The organism is Zunongwangia sp. L-65 (assembly GCF_056859415.1).
This window is the reverse complement of record NZ_JBSXOK010000068.1, coordinates 57,792-74,996: the sequence shown is the minus strand read 5'-3', so window position 1 is coordinate 74,996 and position 17,205 is coordinate 57,792. Positions and strand designations below refer to the sequence as shown.

General features: G+C 36.1%; 16 protein-coding genes. 6 read left to right on the top strand and 10 right to left on the bottom strand.

Features of this window, described 5'->3' with window-relative positions; genetic code table 11:
* The first annotated feature begins 73 nt into the window (after nt 1-73).
* A complete protein-coding gene (locus tag AC13DP_RS13595; RefSeq protein ID WP_347406071.1) occupies nt 74-1,225 on the top strand; it encodes a serine hydrolase domain-containing protein in 1,152 nt (383 codons plus the stop codon).
* The gene (locus tag AC13DP_RS13590) at nt 1,222-2,934 is read left to right on the top strand and encodes a DUF4153 domain-containing protein (RefSeq protein ID WP_347406070.1); all 1,713 of its coding nucleotides are present in this window, start codon (nt 1,222-1,224) and stop codon (nt 2,932-2,934) included. Before AC13DP_RS13595 ends, AC13DP_RS13590 begins: the two co-directional genes overlap by 4 nt.
* A gap of 90 nt (nt 2,935-3,024) precedes the next feature.
* Here AC13DP_RS13590 and AC13DP_RS13585 read toward each other — a convergent pair whose 3' ends face one another.
* A complete protein-coding gene (locus AC13DP_RS13585) occupies nt 3,025-4,935 on the bottom strand; it encodes a S9 family peptidase (protein ID WP_483067956.1) in 1,911 nt (636 codons plus the stop codon).
* Between the two features lie 198 nt (nt 4,936-5,133).
* On the opposite strand from AC13DP_RS13585, the gene AC13DP_RS13580 reads away from it, so the two are divergent.
* A complete protein-coding gene (locus tag AC13DP_RS13580) occupies nt 5,134-5,856 on the top strand; it encodes a 3'-5' exonuclease (RefSeq protein ID WP_483067955.1) in 723 nt (240 codons plus the stop codon).
* On the opposite strand, the gene AC13DP_RS13575 is transcribed toward AC13DP_RS13580, so the two are convergent.
* The 9 genes from AC13DP_RS13575 to AC13DP_RS13535 form a co-directional block, all read right to left on the bottom strand.
* On the bottom strand, nt 5,851-6,504 hold the full coding sequence (locus AC13DP_RS13575) for a CoA transferase subunit B (protein ID WP_228252049.1): 654 nt from the start codon (nt 6,502-6,504) through the stop codon (nt 5,851-5,853). The two genes, AC13DP_RS13580 and AC13DP_RS13575, sit on opposite strands and share 6 nt — an antisense overlap.
* A gap of 52 nt (nt 6,505-6,556) precedes the next feature.
* The gene (locus AC13DP_RS13570; RefSeq protein ID WP_483067954.1) at nt 6,557-6,916 is read right to left on the bottom strand and encodes a four helix bundle protein; all 360 of its coding nucleotides are present in this window, start codon (nt 6,914-6,916) and stop codon (nt 6,557-6,559) included.
* A 39-nt stretch (nt 6,917-6,955) separates the two neighbouring features.
* Nucleotides 6,956-7,654 (bottom strand): CoA transferase subunit A, encoded by a 699-nt coding sequence (locus tag AC13DP_RS13565; RefSeq protein WP_347406066.1) that lies wholly within the window; start codon nt 7,652-7,654, stop codon nt 6,956-6,958.
* A gap of 366 nt (nt 7,655-8,020) precedes the next feature.
* Nucleotides 8,021-10,342, bottom strand: a complete 2,322-nt coding sequence (locus AC13DP_RS13560; protein WP_347406065.1) for a penicillin-binding protein 1A — start codon at nt 10,340-10,342, stop codon at nt 8,021-8,023.
* Nucleotides 10,343-10,347: 5 nt separating this feature from the next.
* Nucleotides 10,348-10,839, bottom strand: coding sequence for a gliding motility lipoprotein GldH (locus tag AC13DP_RS13555; RefSeq protein ID WP_228252046.1), 492 nt, complete (start codon nt 10,837-10,839; stop codon nt 10,348-10,350).
* Nucleotides 10,829-11,998 (bottom strand): PSP1 domain-containing protein, encoded by a 1,170-nt coding sequence (locus AC13DP_RS13550; protein ID WP_013069606.1) that lies wholly within the window; start codon nt 11,996-11,998, stop codon nt 10,829-10,831. Before AC13DP_RS13550 ends, AC13DP_RS13555 begins: the two co-directional genes overlap by 11 nt.
* A 215-nt stretch (nt 11,999-12,213) precedes the next feature.
* Entirely contained in the window at nt 12,214-13,245 is a 1,032-nt protein-coding gene (trhO, locus tag AC13DP_RS13545) for an oxygen-dependent tRNA uridine(34) hydroxylase TrhO (protein ID WP_347406064.1), read from the bottom strand.
* Between the two features lie 30 nt (nt 13,246-13,275).
* The gene (locus tag AC13DP_RS13540; protein WP_249600137.1) at nt 13,276-13,506 is read right to left on the bottom strand and encodes a ferredoxin; all 231 of its coding nucleotides are present in this window, start codon (nt 13,504-13,506) and stop codon (nt 13,276-13,278) included.
* Nucleotides 13,506-14,747, bottom strand: coding sequence for a peptidase U32 family protein (locus AC13DP_RS13535; protein WP_347406063.1), 1,242 nt, complete (start codon nt 14,745-14,747; stop codon nt 13,506-13,508). Before AC13DP_RS13535 ends, AC13DP_RS13540 begins: the two co-directional genes overlap by 1 nt.
* A 213-nt stretch (nt 14,748-14,960) precedes the next feature.
* Between AC13DP_RS13535 and recA the strand changes: the two genes are divergently transcribed.
* The 3 genes from recA (at nt 14,961) to AC13DP_RS13520 (ending at nt 17,190) form a co-directional block, all read left to right on the top strand.
* Nucleotides 14,961-15,980 carry a recombinase RecA gene (gene recA / locus AC13DP_RS13530; RefSeq protein ID WP_347406062.1) on the top strand — a complete coding sequence of 340 codons (1,020 nt, stop codon included), beginning with the start codon at nt 14,961-14,963 and terminating at the stop codon, nt 15,978-15,980.
* Between the two features lie 116 nt (nt 15,981-16,096).
* Entirely contained in the window at nt 16,097-16,597 is a 501-nt protein-coding gene (locus AC13DP_RS13525) for a hypothetical protein (protein ID WP_228252042.1), read from the top strand.
* Nucleotides 16,598-16,713: 116 nt separating this feature from the next.
* On the top strand, nt 16,714-17,190 hold the full coding sequence (locus tag AC13DP_RS13520; protein ID WP_347406061.1) for a hypothetical protein: 477 nt from the start codon (nt 16,714-16,716) through the stop codon (nt 17,188-17,190).
* Nucleotides 17,191-17,205 lie beyond the last annotated feature (15 nt).

The window sequence follows — 17,205 nt, the reverse complement described above, 5'->3', positions numbered from 1 at the left end:
TATCGAGTCAATTTTTCAATAGTATTTAAAGTTTAGGAAAGGTTTTATTTCTTCAGAATACTTAATTTTAGGCATGAAAAATTTTTTACGCTTTCTACAGTACTTTCTCGGTATTCTGATCCTGCTTATCGCATTGCTTTATATTTTCGATTACGATTATATCTTAAAAGGAATAAAAGTCACCTATCTTAAAGGTCATAAAACCGCATATATCGATGATTATCCTGAATTTGATAATCGCGTAGTTAAAGCAGACAGCTTAAACCCACAACCATGGCCAGAAAGCAAAAATTATAACTCGGTTAAAGCAACCGACTCTTTAAAAAACCTCAATAAAAAGCTTAATACTGCTGCATTTTTGATCATTAAAAATGATAGCATCTGGTTTGAGGACTATTACGATCAATATTCAGCAAAAAGTAAAACCAATTCCTTTTCGATGGCCAAAAGTGTAGTGGTTGCGCTTTTAGGAAAAGCTATTCGAGATGGCTATATCACCAGTATTGATGAACCGGTGAGTCATTTTTATCCGCAGTATGATATTCGATTAACCGTGGGCGATTTAGCGTCGATGTCTTCAGGGCTCAACTGGAACGAAAGCTATTATAATCCCTTTGGACAAACGGCAAAAGCCTATTTCGACGATAATATTCGTAAAGTAATTTTAGATCTTAAAGTGGTGGATACCCCCGGCAAAAACTTTAAGTATCTAAGCGGAAGTACCGAGCTTTTAGCGATGGTTTTAGAAGAAGCGACCAATAAAACCTTATCTGACTATTTAAGTGAAAGTTTCTGGCAGCCGCTGGGAATGCAAAGCGATGCGCTTTGGCAATTAGATAGCGAAGAAAGCGGTATGGAAAAAGCCTATTGCTGTATCGCCAGTAATGCCAGGGATTTTGCAAAATTTGGGAAGCTTTTTAAACAAAATGGACAATGGAACGGGCAGCGACTTATAAACCCTTCTTTTGTTCGAACCATGAAAAATCCAAGATTCGAGGATACTCCGTATTACGGATACGGACTTTGGCTTAGTGATTATAAAGACAAAGAAATCTTCTATATGCGCGGAATTTTAGGGCAGTACGTTATCGTAATTCCTGAAGATGATGTCATTATCGTTCGCTTGGGCCAGGGGCTTTTAAAACGCAACGGAGAGGACAAGCATAGTCCCGATTTTTATCGATATATCGATGAGGCTTATAAGATGTTAAACATCCAAAAATGAACTATTTAAAAGAACTCCCTTCTAAAATGGCCATCGCCTTTAGGCGATTTCCTTTAACCTTAGTTTGGGTACTTTTTGGAAGTATCTATATGATTGGTTTAATCGAAACTGATGCCAATCTATTTAGAGGTTTTTATGCTGAAACTTTAGTTTTGATTTTAGGCGTTAGTTGGCTTATTGGAGTTCAATTTTTTAATGAAGGTTTTTCAAATAACTTAACCGTTTGGGTAATAAGGTTATTGACACTAACCGGATTAATACTCTATTATCTTAGCTTCCCAGATTATGAAAACTCGACAAGTATAACTTTTACCAGATGGTTTATTTTATTCATTTCCGGCCATGTTTTAATCTTTTTTGCTCCTTTTACCAGACAGTGGAGTACATTAGATTACTGGAATTATTTACATAGAATAATAATTGCCATTTCTAGAAGTGCTTTATTTTCAGGAATCATTTATCTTGGATTGTCACTTGCATTATTAGCTATTGAAAATTTATTTTCAATAAATATTAGAGATGAAATTTATGCAGATTTGCTTGTGATTTGCCTTGGCATAATAAATACCTTCATCTATTTATCCGATTTCCCTACTACTATACATCAAACACAACAACTCAATTACTCTAAAGCATTAGATGTATTAATAAAATACATTCTTATTCCTATTGTTCTATTGTATCTGCTAATTGTTTACGCTTATTCCTTAAAAATTTTAATTACCTGGGAACTTCCAGAAGGTTGGGTTTCTTATTTAATAACGATACTTTCAATCACCGGTTTTATTATTCATATAATTATCGAACCTGTTAGGGGGAAGCATCAAGATCTCATAGTAAATAAGTTTTATCCGTTCTTCTACCTCTCCTTATTTCCATTATTTATTTTATTATTTGTAGCTATTTTCACCAGGTTATCGGAGTATAATTTTACAGAAAAGAGATACTTTTTACTGGTTATTGCACTTTGGATTTTAGGAATAAGTGTTTATGTTTTAACAAGTAAGAAAAAACGATTATCAAGTATAGCTATTAGTTTCTTCGCACTTTGTTTATTAAGTATTTCCGGGCCATGGAATGCTTTCAAAGTCTCCATAAATGCTCAGGGAAAAGAACTTTCAAGTTTAATTGAAAGAACTAAAAAAACGGATTTATCCAAGGAAGAAATCGATCGATTTTTAAACATTTCAAGATATTTGAAAGATAGAAATAAACTATACCTCATCGATGAGGAATTAGGGTTTAGCACCGATTATATTACTTCTTCTTACAATTCTGGCAGCTTGATATTAGACTCTATTTACGGAGAAAATAATTATAGTAAATCTATAAACGCAAACAGTAACTATTTTTACTTTCAAAACTTTAGAAAAACAAGGGTTATTGATATCAATGGTTATGAAAAATTTATAGATATTTCTTTAGTTGATTATCCAAACTCAAACTATTCATTGGAAGTAGAAAACGAATATATAATACTGAAAAATTCTGATAAACAACTATTTAAATACAATCTCACCCAAGATTTAAAAAGAAAAATTAAGCTTTATCAACAATTAAACGAAGCTCCTGCAGAAAGCTTTGAGTATACTATAATCAACGAATTTGGGGACTTTAAACTGATCATTAATACTATAAACGGAAATATAAAAAATAACGAGTTTACGTTTAACACCATTGACGGTTATATACTCATAAAATTGCATTGAAATTTCTAATTCAGATTAGAACCACTATTCAAAGCAAAAAAGCCTTGCAATAAAAATTGCAAAGCTTTTTCAGATCGATTTTATTTAATTTTAAAGGGTTTCTTTTAACCATTTAAAAAACTCGTTTTGCCAAACTAAAGCGTTTTGTGGTTGCAATACCCAGTGGTTTTCATCTGGAAAATACACTAATCTACTTTTTAAACCAAGCAATTGTGCGGCTTGATAAGCACCTAAACCTTGCTCTATCGGTACACGATAATCTTTGCCGCCCTGATAGATTAAAATTGGCGTATCCCAATTGGCTACTTTCGTAATCGGGTTAAACTCGTTATAGGCCTTTTGTGCATCGGCATTCTCTTTTTCCCAATACGGTCCACCAAAGTCATGGTTTACAAAAAATAATTCTTCGGTAGTTCCGTACATGCTTCGTGTATCAAAAACACCATCATGGGCTATAAATGTTTTAAATCGGTTATTATGAATTCCGGCTAAATAAAACACCGAATAACCACCGTAACTAGCACCAACTGCTCCTAAACGGTCGTTATCTACATAGGGTTCTTTAGCGATTTCATCGATAGCCGATAAATAATCGTCCATCACCTGGCCACCCCAGTCTTTGCTAATATCTTCATTCCATGCTACACCATGGCCCGGCATACCGCGACGATTGGGTGCCACTACAATATAACCCTGTGATGCCATTAGCTGAAAATTCCAGCGAAAAGAATAAAACTGTGATAAAGCTGATTGTGGACCGCCCTGTGCATATAATAATGTTGGATATTTTTTGGAAGCATCAAAATCAGGAGGTAAAATTACCCAAACCAGCATCTTCTTACCATCGGTAGTACTTACGTAACGTTTTTCTACTTTCGGCAGATCTAAGGCAGCATACAATTCGGTATTTACATTAGTTACCTGCTCAAAAGTTTTCTTCTTTAAGTTGAAGCGAAACACTTCTGCTGCATGATTCATATCCGTACGGGTAACCAAAAGCTCTTTTTTCTTTTCAGCAATAATACCGGTGACATCAAATTGCCCTTCAGAAAGCTGTTCTACTACAGCTGCAATGCGCTTTTTACCAGGATAATTCACTTTGAATAACTGAATAGTTCCATCTACCGGGGCAGTGAAATAAATCTCCTCTCCGTTTTTAGCCCATAAAAAGCTATTTACCGTCCCGTCCCAATTGGCCGTAAGGTTTTGTTTTACGCCATTTTCTAAAACAACAATATCATTTTTATCAGCTTCATATCCATCTGTTTTCATTTGCAACCAGGCTAAAGCACCTTCAGAAGAAAAAGCAGGATTGGTATCATACCCTTTATTCTCTTCAGTGATATTTTCGGTTTCTTTTGTTTCCAGGTTGTACTTATAAATATCGGTATTTGTGCTTATCGCGTAATCTTTACCTTTTAGCTTTTTAGATACGTAATAAATACTTTTACCGTCTGGAGACCAACAATAATCCTCTTCACCCCCAAAAGGTTTCTGTGGGGTGTAATAGGGCTCATCAGGCATAATATCTATTCCTTCACTGTCTTCTTCCCCAACTTTTTTATAGAATACATGCGAGTAATTTCCGTTTTGCCAGGTGTCCCAGTGACGAATATCTAAATCTGAATATACATACGCATCAGACTTGTCTAAATTCTTATAAATATCTTTGGATTGTACATCTTCGATATGAACTTCTTTATTAAAAAGTTTGTACTCGTCATTGGGAGAAATATTTCTATCATGAGCCACCGCAACTTCTTCTTTGCTAATTTCTTTTGCGGTACCACCCTCTGCAGGAATCTGATAATATTTAGACGTATAATCATTCTCTTCGATATTAGGGATCGAAACTTTATAGAATAACTGTTCCCCATTTTTATCTAGTCCTAAAACACTAATTCGTTCTACCTGCCATAATTTTTCGGGTGTCATTGTTTTTTGCCCAAATACAAAAGTACCACTAAACACTAAGCTCATAACCAGCATTAATTTCTTCATAGGTTTATACATTATTTTCTTTTACAAAGATGATTTGTCCACAAATTTAAGCCTTAGATCCCTAATTTTATCGGATAATCAAGATTTAAATAAGGGCTTAGCTAGCAAAAAGATAATTAATACCAATTAGTAATTAAAAAAGTAGATTTTGATTTTAGAAAACAAAAGTATAACTTAAAATTCTGAAAATCAGAACACATGGAACTTCAAAAACTTAATATAGAACATGTTTTGTTTCTGGATATTGAAACCGTCCCTGAATATGCTTCTTTTGAGGATTTGGATGAAACTAAACAGCAACTATGGACGGAAAAAACAAAATATATTAGGAAAGATGAGCATTCTCCGGCTGATTTTTATCCTCGAGCTGGAATTTGGGCGGAGTTTGGTAAAATTGTATGTATTTCAGTTGGATTTTTAAGTCTCAAAGATGGGATACGGAATTTCCGACTTAAAACTTTTTGGGGCGAAGAAAAGTCGATTTTAATCGATTTCAGCAGTCTTTTAAATGAACATTTTAGTAAGCCTTATCATTTGCTTTGCGCTCATAACGGAAAAGAATTTGATTTCCCGTTTATTGCCCGACGAATGATTATCCATAATATCGTGCTTCCTGAAAAATTAAACAGTATAGGTAGAAAACCCTGGGAAATTCCGCATCTGGACACTATGGAACTTTGGCGTTTTGGGGATTATAAACATTTCACTTCACTAAAATTACTTACCAACGTGCTTGGCATTCCTTCCCCTAAAAACGATATTGAAGGTTCACAGGTTTATGAGGTTTTTTATAATGAAAATGATGTCCATCGCATTATTAAGTATTGTGAACGCGATGTGGTCGCAATCGCACAAATCCTTTTGCGTTTAAAACAGGAAGCTCTTCTAAAAGATTCAGAAATCAGTACTGTTCCCTTATAATTTCATCTCAGGGATTTCTCCATCAACAACAAGTTCACCTTCCGTTGCGGCTCTAATTTCGTCTACACTTACTCCCGGAGCTCTTTCTAAAAGTTTAAAGCCGTCTTCGGTTACTTCAATCACGGCCAGATTGGTCACAATTTTAGTAACACAGCCTACTCCGGTTAAAGGAAGTGTACATTTTTTAAGCAATTTCGATGCTCCGGCTCTATTCGTATGCATCATAGCGACAATGATATTCTCTGCAGAAGCTACTAAATCCATCGCGCCTCCCATACCTTTTACCATTTTTCCGGGAATTTTCCAGTTCGCAATATCTCCATTTTCAGCAACTTCCATAGCACCCAAAATTGTAAGATCTACATGCTTTCCCCGAATCATCCCAAAGCTTAAAGCTGAATCGAAGAAACTTGCTCCCGGTAGCGCGGTAATGGTTTGTTTACCTGCATTAATTAAATCGGCATCTTCTTCTCCTTCTAATGGAAAAGGGCCCATCCCCAAAATCCCATTTTCACTCTGAAATTCTACCTGTATATCATCACGCACAAAATTGGCTACCAAAGTTGGGATTCCAATCCCCAGGTTTACATAAAACCCGTCCTTTACCTCTTTTGCGATACGTTGTGCTATTCCGTTTTTGTCTAACATTGTTTAATGTGTTAATGTGTTGATTTGATGATGTGATAATTTGACAATTAAATTATCCTCTGCTTTTATTTGTTGAAATTATTCGACTAAGAAGTTTTTGAATTGAAAGTAATCTTCCGTCCAATTCTTCATCATAATTTTTAATATGTTCTGAAGACTTACAAAGTAAAAGCCAGTATTCAACTTCCTTTGCTTCCTTGTCAGCTATTTTTAGCTTATGCCCAAAATCTTTTCGGCTTTCTGAAGATTGTGCTTCCCAAATATTTGCTCCAATCGAAGTACCACTTCTTATAAGTTGAGAAGCAATCTCATAATGCTTATGCACTTTTAGTTGTTCAGAATCGATTATCCCTAGAGCGAACTCGACGGATATTTTTAAAATAATATTTTCTTTTCTGTACTCCAATTTCATCAACGTATTAGCACATTTTCGCATTATCTTATCATCATATTATCTTTCTCTTACCGTTCTTTTCTCGATTCGCTTTTCGTAATTTTTACCTTCAAAAATACGTTGTACAAATATTCCGGGAATATGGATAAAATTAGGATCCAGTTCGCCTGGCTCTACCAGTTCTTCTACCTCAACAACTGTAACTTTTGCAGCACCGCACATCACCGGATTAAAATTTCTGGCAGTTCCCTTAAAAATCAGATTCCCCACCTTATCGCCTTTCCATGCTTTGATAAAGGCAAAATCGGCCTTAAAGGCTTCCTCCAAAACATACATTTTACCATCAAACTCTCTGGTTTCCTTTCCAAGGGCAACCTCGGTTCCATAACCGGCAGGCGTATAAATTGCCGGGAATCCCTGTTGTGCTGCCTGGCATCGCGCTGCTAATGTTCCCTGCGGAATTAACTCGACTTCCAGCTCTTCGCTTAACATTTGTCGTTCAAATTCAGCATTTTCGCCTACATAAGAAGACACCATTTTATCAATTTGTTTCTTCTGAAGTAAAAGCCCCAATCCAAAATCATCAACACCGGCATTATTGGAAATACAGGTTAAATTCTTAATGTTTAACCGCACTAATTCTGAAATGGCATTCTCCGGAATTCCGCTTAACCCAAAACCACCAAGCATAAACGTCATCCCATCATGAACCCCTTCTAAAGCTTCTGCAACGTTATTTACTGTTTTACTAATCATTAATTGCTATTTTCCTTTAAAAATAGAGAAATTTCAAGATAATTACAATATTTTAAAAAGTCCTTAATAAATTATGTGATATTCATAATTGAATATCTTTAATCTGTAATTTGTAATACCTTGATATTTTTGTCATTCCAGACTTGATCCGGAATCTCATATTCTATTGAGAAAGAAAATCTTGGAGATAAGACCTTTAATCAAGTTAAGGGGAGATATAACTTATTATGATTCATTCCACACATTTAAAATTGGAAACAACTATTTTTCTCTTCCGAAGAAAGCATAAAAAAGCCCAGATCGAATACACCATCTGAGCTTTTAGTTGTCGTGAATAATCTAGGGTAAAAATCGCTGTAGATATTTTTAGAAATCCAGTTCTTCTACTGCTCCACTATCTGGATTATTAGATTTTCCGTAAGTAGCACAATCTACCGAGATCGATAAATTCTCTGGTCTTTCAAAGTCATCCTGAGAGATATTTAAATCCTCGTTTGCATAGACACTTTTCATATACATTCCCCAAACAGGTAAGGCCATTGTTGCTCCCTGTCCATAAGTAATTCCCGGGAAATGCACGGCACGATCTTCGGCACCAACCCAAACTCCGGTTACCAGATTAGGTACCATACCCATAAACCAACCATCACTTTGGTTTTGTGTTGTTCCCGTTTTTCCTGCAATTGGATTTTTAAAATCATAAGGATATCCTGTAACTGCTCTTTGGTAATCTAAACGGACTTCCCTTCCAGTTCCTCTTAACCTTGCTCCCGAACCATAGCGTGTTACTCCTTCCATTAGGTTTACAGTAACATAAGCCGCTTCTTCACTCATTACATCGTAAGTCTCTGGTACATTTTGGAATAAAACAGTTCCGTTTTTATCTTCGATACGAGTAATAAGCACTGGCTTTACACGAACACCTTTATTTGCAAAAGTGCTGTAAGCCGATACCATTTCATATAGGCTAATATCTGCGGTTCCAAGAGCAATAGCAGGCCCGGTTGGGAAACCTTCAGTATCTATTCCTAATTTTGAAATTAGACTTATTACGTTACCCGGAGTTGTTTTATCGATTATCCTTGCGGTAACGGTATTGACTGAATTTGCCAAAGCTTCTTTTAAGCTCATCATGCCGGAATATACATCGTCACCACTTCCTGAATTTCTTGGAGACCAGTCTTTAATATTACCGTATTTACCCGCCGGAATGGTAAACCTGTTTAGTGGCAGTGTATCACAAGGCGACATTTTAAGCTGATCGATTGCGGTCGCATATACAAAAGGTTTAAAGGTTGAACCTACCTGACGTTTCCCCTGCTTTACGTGATCGTACTTAAAGTGTTTAAAGTTTGTACCCCCTACCCATGCTTTTACTTCACCGGTTGTAGGATCCATAGACATTAAGCCCGCCTGTAGAAAGGACTTATAATATCTAATAGAATCTCTTGGTGTCATTGTAGTATCAATATCACCTTTCCAGGAAAAAATACGCATTTCACGAGGCTCATCAAAAGAAGCTAAAATTTCTTCTTCAGACTTCCCTTCCCTTTTCATTTTGCTATACCTGGCCGATCTTTTTATAGATCCGTTAATGATATTATCGATCATACTTTGATCGATATCCCTAAAAGGAGATGTTCTATTATTTTTATTCTGACGGTCGAATTCCTGCTGAATATGAGCTAAATGCTTTGTTACCGCATCTTCGGCATATTCCTGCATTTTAGAGTCGATACTGGTGTATACTTTTAAACCATCGCGATACAGGTTATATTTTTCACCATCTGGCTTGGGATTTTCTTCAATCCAGTCTGTTAAAAATTGTCGCGTATATTCTCTAAAATAAGTAGCAATTCCATCGTCGTGACCTTCAGGAGAAAAAGTTATTTTCATCTCTGTTTGTTGCAAAGAATCCTTTTGTTGCTCGGTTAAAAAACCATTTTTATACATCTGTACAAAAACCTGATTTCTTCGATTCTCTACTAAATCGGGGCGACGTACCGGATTATATAATGCCGAATTTTTAAGCATTGCTACTAACACGGCAGACTCTTCAGGTTTCAGATCTTTGGGTTCTTTATCGAAATAAATTCGGGAAGCTGAACGAACGCCCACCGCCTGATAAAGGAAGTCGTATTTGTTCAAATACATGGTAATAATCTCTTCCTTGGTGTATTGTCTTTCTAAACGAGTAGCAATTACCCATTCTTTCATTTTCTGAAGTACGCGCTCAAAAGTATTATCGGTAGAAAAGTCCTCTGTAAATAACTGCTTTGATAACTGCTGAGTAATAGTACTTGCTCCACCTTTGGCTCCAAGATAAACTGCTGCACGTACCGTACCACGTGCATCGATACCGGCGTGTTTATAAAAACGTTCATCTTCTGTAGCTACCAGCGCCTGCACTAGATGCTGAGGAAGGTCGTCATATTTTATTGGTGTACGATTTTCCCTGTAATATTTACCTAAAGTTTCCCCATCTGAAGAAATTAGCTCGGTTGCAAGGTTGGTTTCCGGGTTTTCTAATTCTTCAAAAGTGGGCATTTTACCAAAAACACCCCATCCTGCTAATAAAAAGAAGAAGATAACCGCCAGAAACCCAACACCAAAAAGGGTCCAGAAACCAATGATATACTTACGATTACTTTGCTTAGGTTTAGTTTGCTTTTTACGAGATTCAGCCATTTGCTCTAATTATTCTGTGTCGTTTTTTCTATTCTGAAACCAACATCTGTGATGCCGTCTAAATTTTGTATTCCATTTACCTCACCATTTTTTCTCATGGCGTGCCTAATATTTACCCGATATTCCCCGGATTCTGTAAACCTGACATGTTCTTTATACCAAAGTTTATTTTCCTTTACATCACCAAATCCCGTACCAAGCCATTCTCCATCTGGTCTAGCCATTTCGTATTCTAAGGTATCACTAATTACTTTTCCCTTTGGGAACTGAATTTCAGTAATCAAATACAGGTTGCTGTACTTAAACTCGCTGTTATTCCTAATATTTATAAATAAATTGTATGCTTTTAAAGAATCTAATTCTCCTATATCAAACGAAACAATCGAATCTTTATTCCATTGATTTACAGATTTATATTCATCATAAACCATTTTGGAATCACAACTCCAAAAACACAGGCTTGAAATAGCTAAAATCAAAATAAAATTACTTCTCATTTCTCGAGGAAGATGGTTTATTTTTCTTTCTTCTTTTTTTATTTCTACGTTTCTTTTTAGGATGTGGATTATCGAACCTTGTTAGACTATCCTGACCAACAACATTGTTAAAATCGGGTTGTTCTTCCTCCATTTGAAGCATCACTTCAAACTCTTCCAGGCTGCCGATACTTTCCCTTTTTTTATTCGCTTCAATAATTTGATTTGCCTGATCTACGGTGAGTTTATGCCACGTCATCCATTCACCTTCATAAGCATACCATAAAAAGCCTTTAAAAATATCGATTTTCTGACATACCGCGGTACCTTTTTTTGTATGAAGTTTGATATCTGACTTGGGAAAAGTTTTAAGGGATTCCAGATAGGTATCTAATTCGTAATTAAGACAACATTTTAGCTTCCCACACTGGCCAGCAAGTTTTTGCGGGTTTAAAGACAATTGCTGATATCTTGCCGCACTGGTACTTACAGATCTAAAATCTGTTAACCAGGTAGAACAACATAATTCTCGCCCACAAGAACCTATACCTCCAAGTCTTGCTGCTTCCTGGCGAAGGCCTATCTGGCGCATTTCTATACGGGTATTAAACTCTCGGGCAAATTCTTTGATCAGCTGCCTAAAATCTACACGATCATCTGCAGTATAATAAAAGGTTGCTTTTGAAGCATCACCCTGAAATTCGATATCGCTAATCTTCATGCTAAGGTTTAATCGAATAGCGATTTCCCTGGCACGGGTCTTAATCTTTTCTTCTCGAGCACGGGCTTCTTCCCAAACTTCAATATCCTTCTGGGTGGCCTTGCGATAAATTTTTAAAACTTCCTCACTATCTGGAGTGACTTTTTTCTTTTTCATCTGGATTCTTACCAGTTCCCCGGTAAGACTCACCATACCTACATCGTGGCCTGGTGAAGCTTCGGTAGCTACCACATCGCCCATACTTAGGCTAAGATTCTCAGTATTTTTAAAGAAATGTTTTCTGCCGTTTTTAAAACGTACTTCAACACAGTCAAAAGGTTCTACTCCGTTTGGAAGGGACATATTAGAGAGCCAGTCAAAAACCGTAAGTTTATTACAACTATCTGTTCCGCAGGTTCCATTACTTTTACATCCTTTAGGCTTACCGTCTTTATCGGTAGAGCAACTGCTACACGCCATAAATGTTTTATATCTTGATAAGGAGTACTAAAAAACCGAATCTCATTTTTAAAAATCACCCGATATACCGACCATCATCTCACTTCTAAATCCCGGCACCTCAAAGGTCTATTTCAAAAATTCGGCTTTATAATTACGCTCCTTTAGGTTCATAAATAAGTTCTTAAACAGTAAAGATACCAATATTAATTGGCATCACCAGATAGAACTCAGGCTTAACTCTTATATTTTAAAACTTCAGAGCGGCCTTTTTTAAAAATTTTATTACTATTTCGCTTTCCCTTTCTAAGCTCTTTTTGCTCTTCATAGGGAAGGGCGTTTACCTTCATACAATCTTCGCTACAACAATTATTCATTTCCATGGCACATTCTTCACATTGGATAAAAAGTAAGTGACATGCTTCATTTGCACAATTTACGTGGGTATCACAGGCTTTTCCGCATTGGTGGCAATGGGCGATCACATCGTCGCTAATTCGCTCTGATCGACGATGATCAAACACAAAGTTTTTACCAATAAATTTGTTCTCTAACTGTTGGTTTTTCACCTGTCGGGCATATTCTATGATTCCGCCTTCTAATTGATAAACGTTTTGAAAACCGCGATGCTTATAATATGCACTCGCTTTTTCACAACGAATTCCACCGGTACAGTACATCAACAGGTTTTTATCTTCTTTGTGTTGTTCAAGATCTTTCTCTATAATTGGCAAAGAATCCCTAAAGGTATCCACATCTGGAGTAACCGCCCCCTGAAAATGACCAATTTCACTTTCATAGTGGTTTCTCATATCCACACAAACCGTATTGGGATCATCTAATAATTGGTTAAAAGTGGCGGCATCTACGTGAATACCTTTATTGGTGACATCGAAACTTGCATCATTTAAGCCATCGGCCACAATTTTATCCCGAACTTTCACTTTTAATTTCAGGAAAGATTTTGAATCCTGCTCGATCGCAATGTTAAGTCGGCATCCTTCTAAAAAGTAAATGTTATCTATAAATTCTTTGAATTCATTGAATCTTTTAGCAGGAACAGAAAGCTGGGCATTTATCCCCTCGTGGGCTACATAGATTCTTCCCAGCACATCCATCGAATTCCAGGCAACAAAAAGATGATCTCTAAAAAGTTTAGGGTTGCCTATTTTTGCGTAGGCATAAAAAGAGAGCGTAAGCCTGTCTTCACCGGCTTCCTCGATCAATGCTTCTCTTTCTTTAGCGCTTAGTTTATTGTACAGTTGCATGCTATACTAATTTTAAGAATTAAAGAAATATTATAGTTTTTTAGCGGTAATTATTTTTACCGGACAGGCATTTTGAGCCTGCAAACATTCGGCAAAGATACTATCATCGTGGGATTTAAGGGTATAAAAGCCCTTTTTTTCTTTAGAATGTAATAAAACACTCTTCCCATCTTTCTTAGACATCTGAAATTCTGAAGGTGCCATCTCTACACAATAATTACAACCTATACATTTATCCCGCTGTAAAGTTACTACTACCATTAGGCCTTAACTATTTTATATAGTTTGTCTGAGTTTCTTATTCTAAAAGGTAATTTTATAGTACAGGAATCCCCTTTTGATGCTGTCTCCAATTGCTCTTCGTTAACCAGCATTTCAGAAAGTTCTACTTCCTGCGCACCGGTGGTTGGCCCGGTGATTAAAAGTGTATCGCCCAATTTGATATCGTAGGCTTCGATCTTAAACTCACCTATATTAGCTTTAGGAAAATAGTGCATTCCTTTACCTACATATACTTTCTTTTGAGTGGCGTGCGATCCTGAGCCATCACTCCATTCCCCCAGTTTTTGACCTAAATAGTAGCCACTCCAAAATCCACGATTATATACTTTCTTTAGCTCTTCCATCCAGATGCCAACTTTTTCTTTGGAGTAGGTTTCCTCATAATAGGCATCAATAGCTTCACGATAAGTTTTGATTACTTTGGCAACATATTCTGGTGCTCGTCCACGACCTTCAATTTTCAAAACCTTTGTTCCTGCATCTATTACCTGATCCAAGAAATCTAAGGTGCAAAGATCTTTTGGAGACATCATATACTCATTATCCAATTCTACTTCAAAACCACTTTCCTGATCGATCACCGTATATTTTTTTCGGCAATTTTGCTTACATGCACCACGATTAGCAGAAGAATTATGAGAGTGCAAACTTAAATAGCATTTTCCTGAAACCGCCATACATAAAGCTCCGTGACCAAAAATTTCGATTTCAACTAAGTTTCCAGAAGGCCCTTTTATTTGTTCTTTTTCTATCTGATCACAAATTTTCTTTACCTGCCGTAAGCTCAATTCCCTACTTAACACCATCGTATCGGCAAAAAGGGCATAAAATTTAACCGTTTCGATATTGGTAATATTAATTTGGGTAGAAATATGAACCTCCATACCTATCTGTCTGGCATAAGCAATAACCGCCTGGTCCATAGCAATAACTGCAGTTAAGTTTGCAGCTTTTGCTTTATCGAGTAAGGTTTTTACAATCGAAAGATCGTGATCATAAATAATTGTGTTTAGTGTTAGATAAGTACGTACTCGCTTAGCTTCACAACGCTTAGCGATCTCTGGCAAATCATTTAGTGTAAAATTTATACTTGCCCTGGCTCGCATATTCAGCTGTTCTACTCCAAAATAAATGGAATCAGCGCCATTATCCAATGCCGCCTGCAAAGACTCAAAATTCCCGGCCGGCGCCATAAGTTCTATCTTTCCTGTACTCGTCATTTTTAATAAAATTATGGGGTGCAAAGATACATATCTTTCAATTATTGGTTACATTTAAACACCTCCAAACTTTCGAAGTTTAGCCTTCAAAATCGATAAATTATTTAAGTCTTTTTGAAGAAAAATCGCAGAGTGGATAATCCTGAGCATTTAAAATTGTGACCTAGTAAAACTTATAGTAATTTAGCAACTTGCAAAAAAAGGAGAATAAAAATGAGTAACGATAAAGAAAAAGACGCAAAACTAAAAGCACTGAAACTTACCCTTGATAAAATGGATAAAACCTATGGGAAAGGAACGGTAATGAAAATGGGAGATCAGGCAATTGAAAATATCCCTTCGATTTCTACCGGTTCTTTAGGTTTGGACCTTGCTTTAGGCGTAGGTGGTTATCCAAGAGGGCGAATTATTGAAATTTACGGACCAGAATCTTCTGGTAAGACTACACTTACGTTACATGCTATTGCTGAAGCACAAAAGAGTGGCGGGATCGCCGCTTTTATTGATGCCGAACATGCTTTTGATCGTTTTTATGCTGAAAAACTAGGTATTGATATTGAAAACTTAATTATTTCTCAGCCAGATAATGGAGAACAGGCTTTAGAAATTACAGATAATTTGATTAGATCTGGAGCTATTGATATTATTGTAATCGACTCGGTCGCGGCATTAACACCAAAAAGTGAGATCGAAGGAGAAATGGGCGATTCAAAAATGGGGCTTCATGCCCGTTTAATGTCTCAGGCACTTAGAAAATTAACCTCAACGATCAGTAAAACCAACTGTACCGTTATCTTCATTAACCAGCTTCGTGAGAAAATTGGGGTAATGTTTGGAAACCCAGAAACGACTACAGGTGGTAATGCGCTAAAATTCTATGCTTCTGTACGTTTAGATATTAGACGTTCTACGCAAATTAAAAATAGCAGTAGTGAAGTAATGGGTAATAAAACCAGAGTTAAAGTGGTTAAGAATAAAGTAGCTCCACCGTTTAAGACCGCTGAGTTCGATATTATGTATGGGGAAGGAGTTTCTAAAATTGGTGAAATTATCGATATAGGCGTAGACTACGAAATCATTAAGAAAAGTGGATCTTGGTTTAGCTACGAAGACACTAAACTTGGTCAGGGTCGTGATGCGGTAAAAACTATTTTAAAAGACAATCCAGATTTAATGGATGAGTTAGAAGTTAAAATAAAAGACGCCATTAAAGTGGCCAAGGAAGAATCTTAAGTTATTATAAACCATTTTGTTATAAAAAATCCCCAGGTAGGGGATTTTTTTATGCATTTTCTACGCAACCTTTAACAGAATGATTCATCTACAAAAAAACAAAACCCAAAAACAAAATGAAAAAAACCAGTTTAATTTTATTTCTGGCTCTTGCAGTAAGTTTAATTAGTTGTAATGATGATGATGGGCCAAGCATAGCTTATCAATATGCTAAAATCACAGGACATAATTTGCCGGCTTTTATTGAATATTCTGAAACTTACGACTTAAAAGCTACTTTTGAATTACCTGATGCCTGTCATAAATTTGTAGATTTTAATGGGCAATTTTACGAAATGGAAGATGCTGAAGACACATTAGTTGTTGATATAGTCGCCTTAACTTCATACGATCCTAATGTTACAGAATGTAACGAAGAAGGAAGTTTAACACAAACAAAATCCATTCTTCAGAATGATTTTAACTTAAGTAAAGTTACGTCAAATGAGGATCGCTATAAGAGCGTTAGATTTCGCTTTGTAAACGGAATTAATTCTGCAACTAATAAATATGAATTTTTAACGGTAGATGTACCCGTAGGAGAACCAGAAGCAACACCTGAAGAACCTGCAGAGTAAATTAATAGAACCAATAATAGTTATAAAAAGCTGGAATTTTAAAAAATTTCAGCTTTTTTGTTTTAAACACGCAACCTTTTTAAAAATAACCATCTATAATAAAAGCCTTAATTAAAATGAAGAAAATTATACTAGTCCTAAGCATAGCTTTTAGCTTTGCTGCCTGTAATATCGATGATGATGGCCCAGGTATTTCGTACACCTATGTTGAAATCCTGGATGCGACATTACCGGCATATTTTATCGTTGATGAAGAATACGAAATTGATATCACTTACGATATCGGTAGCGATTGCAATACTTTTAGCAGCTTTGAATATAATGGAAGACCATACCAGGAGCACGATTCTATATTCGAATTTTATGTAAACGCCATCGTTTCCTACGATCCTAATAATGTGGCAAATTGTACAGACACCGGACTTATCAAAACTACCAATTGGACAGAAAATTTTAAATTAAATTCTGATCAATACGAGGTGATTCGGTTTAACTTTTTGAGTGGAACAAATACAGATAATACTGCTAAATATTTAACAAGAGATATATTAGTTGGGGAACCAGAGGACACCCCCGAAGAAACTACAGAGTAAGCTAATGGAAATACA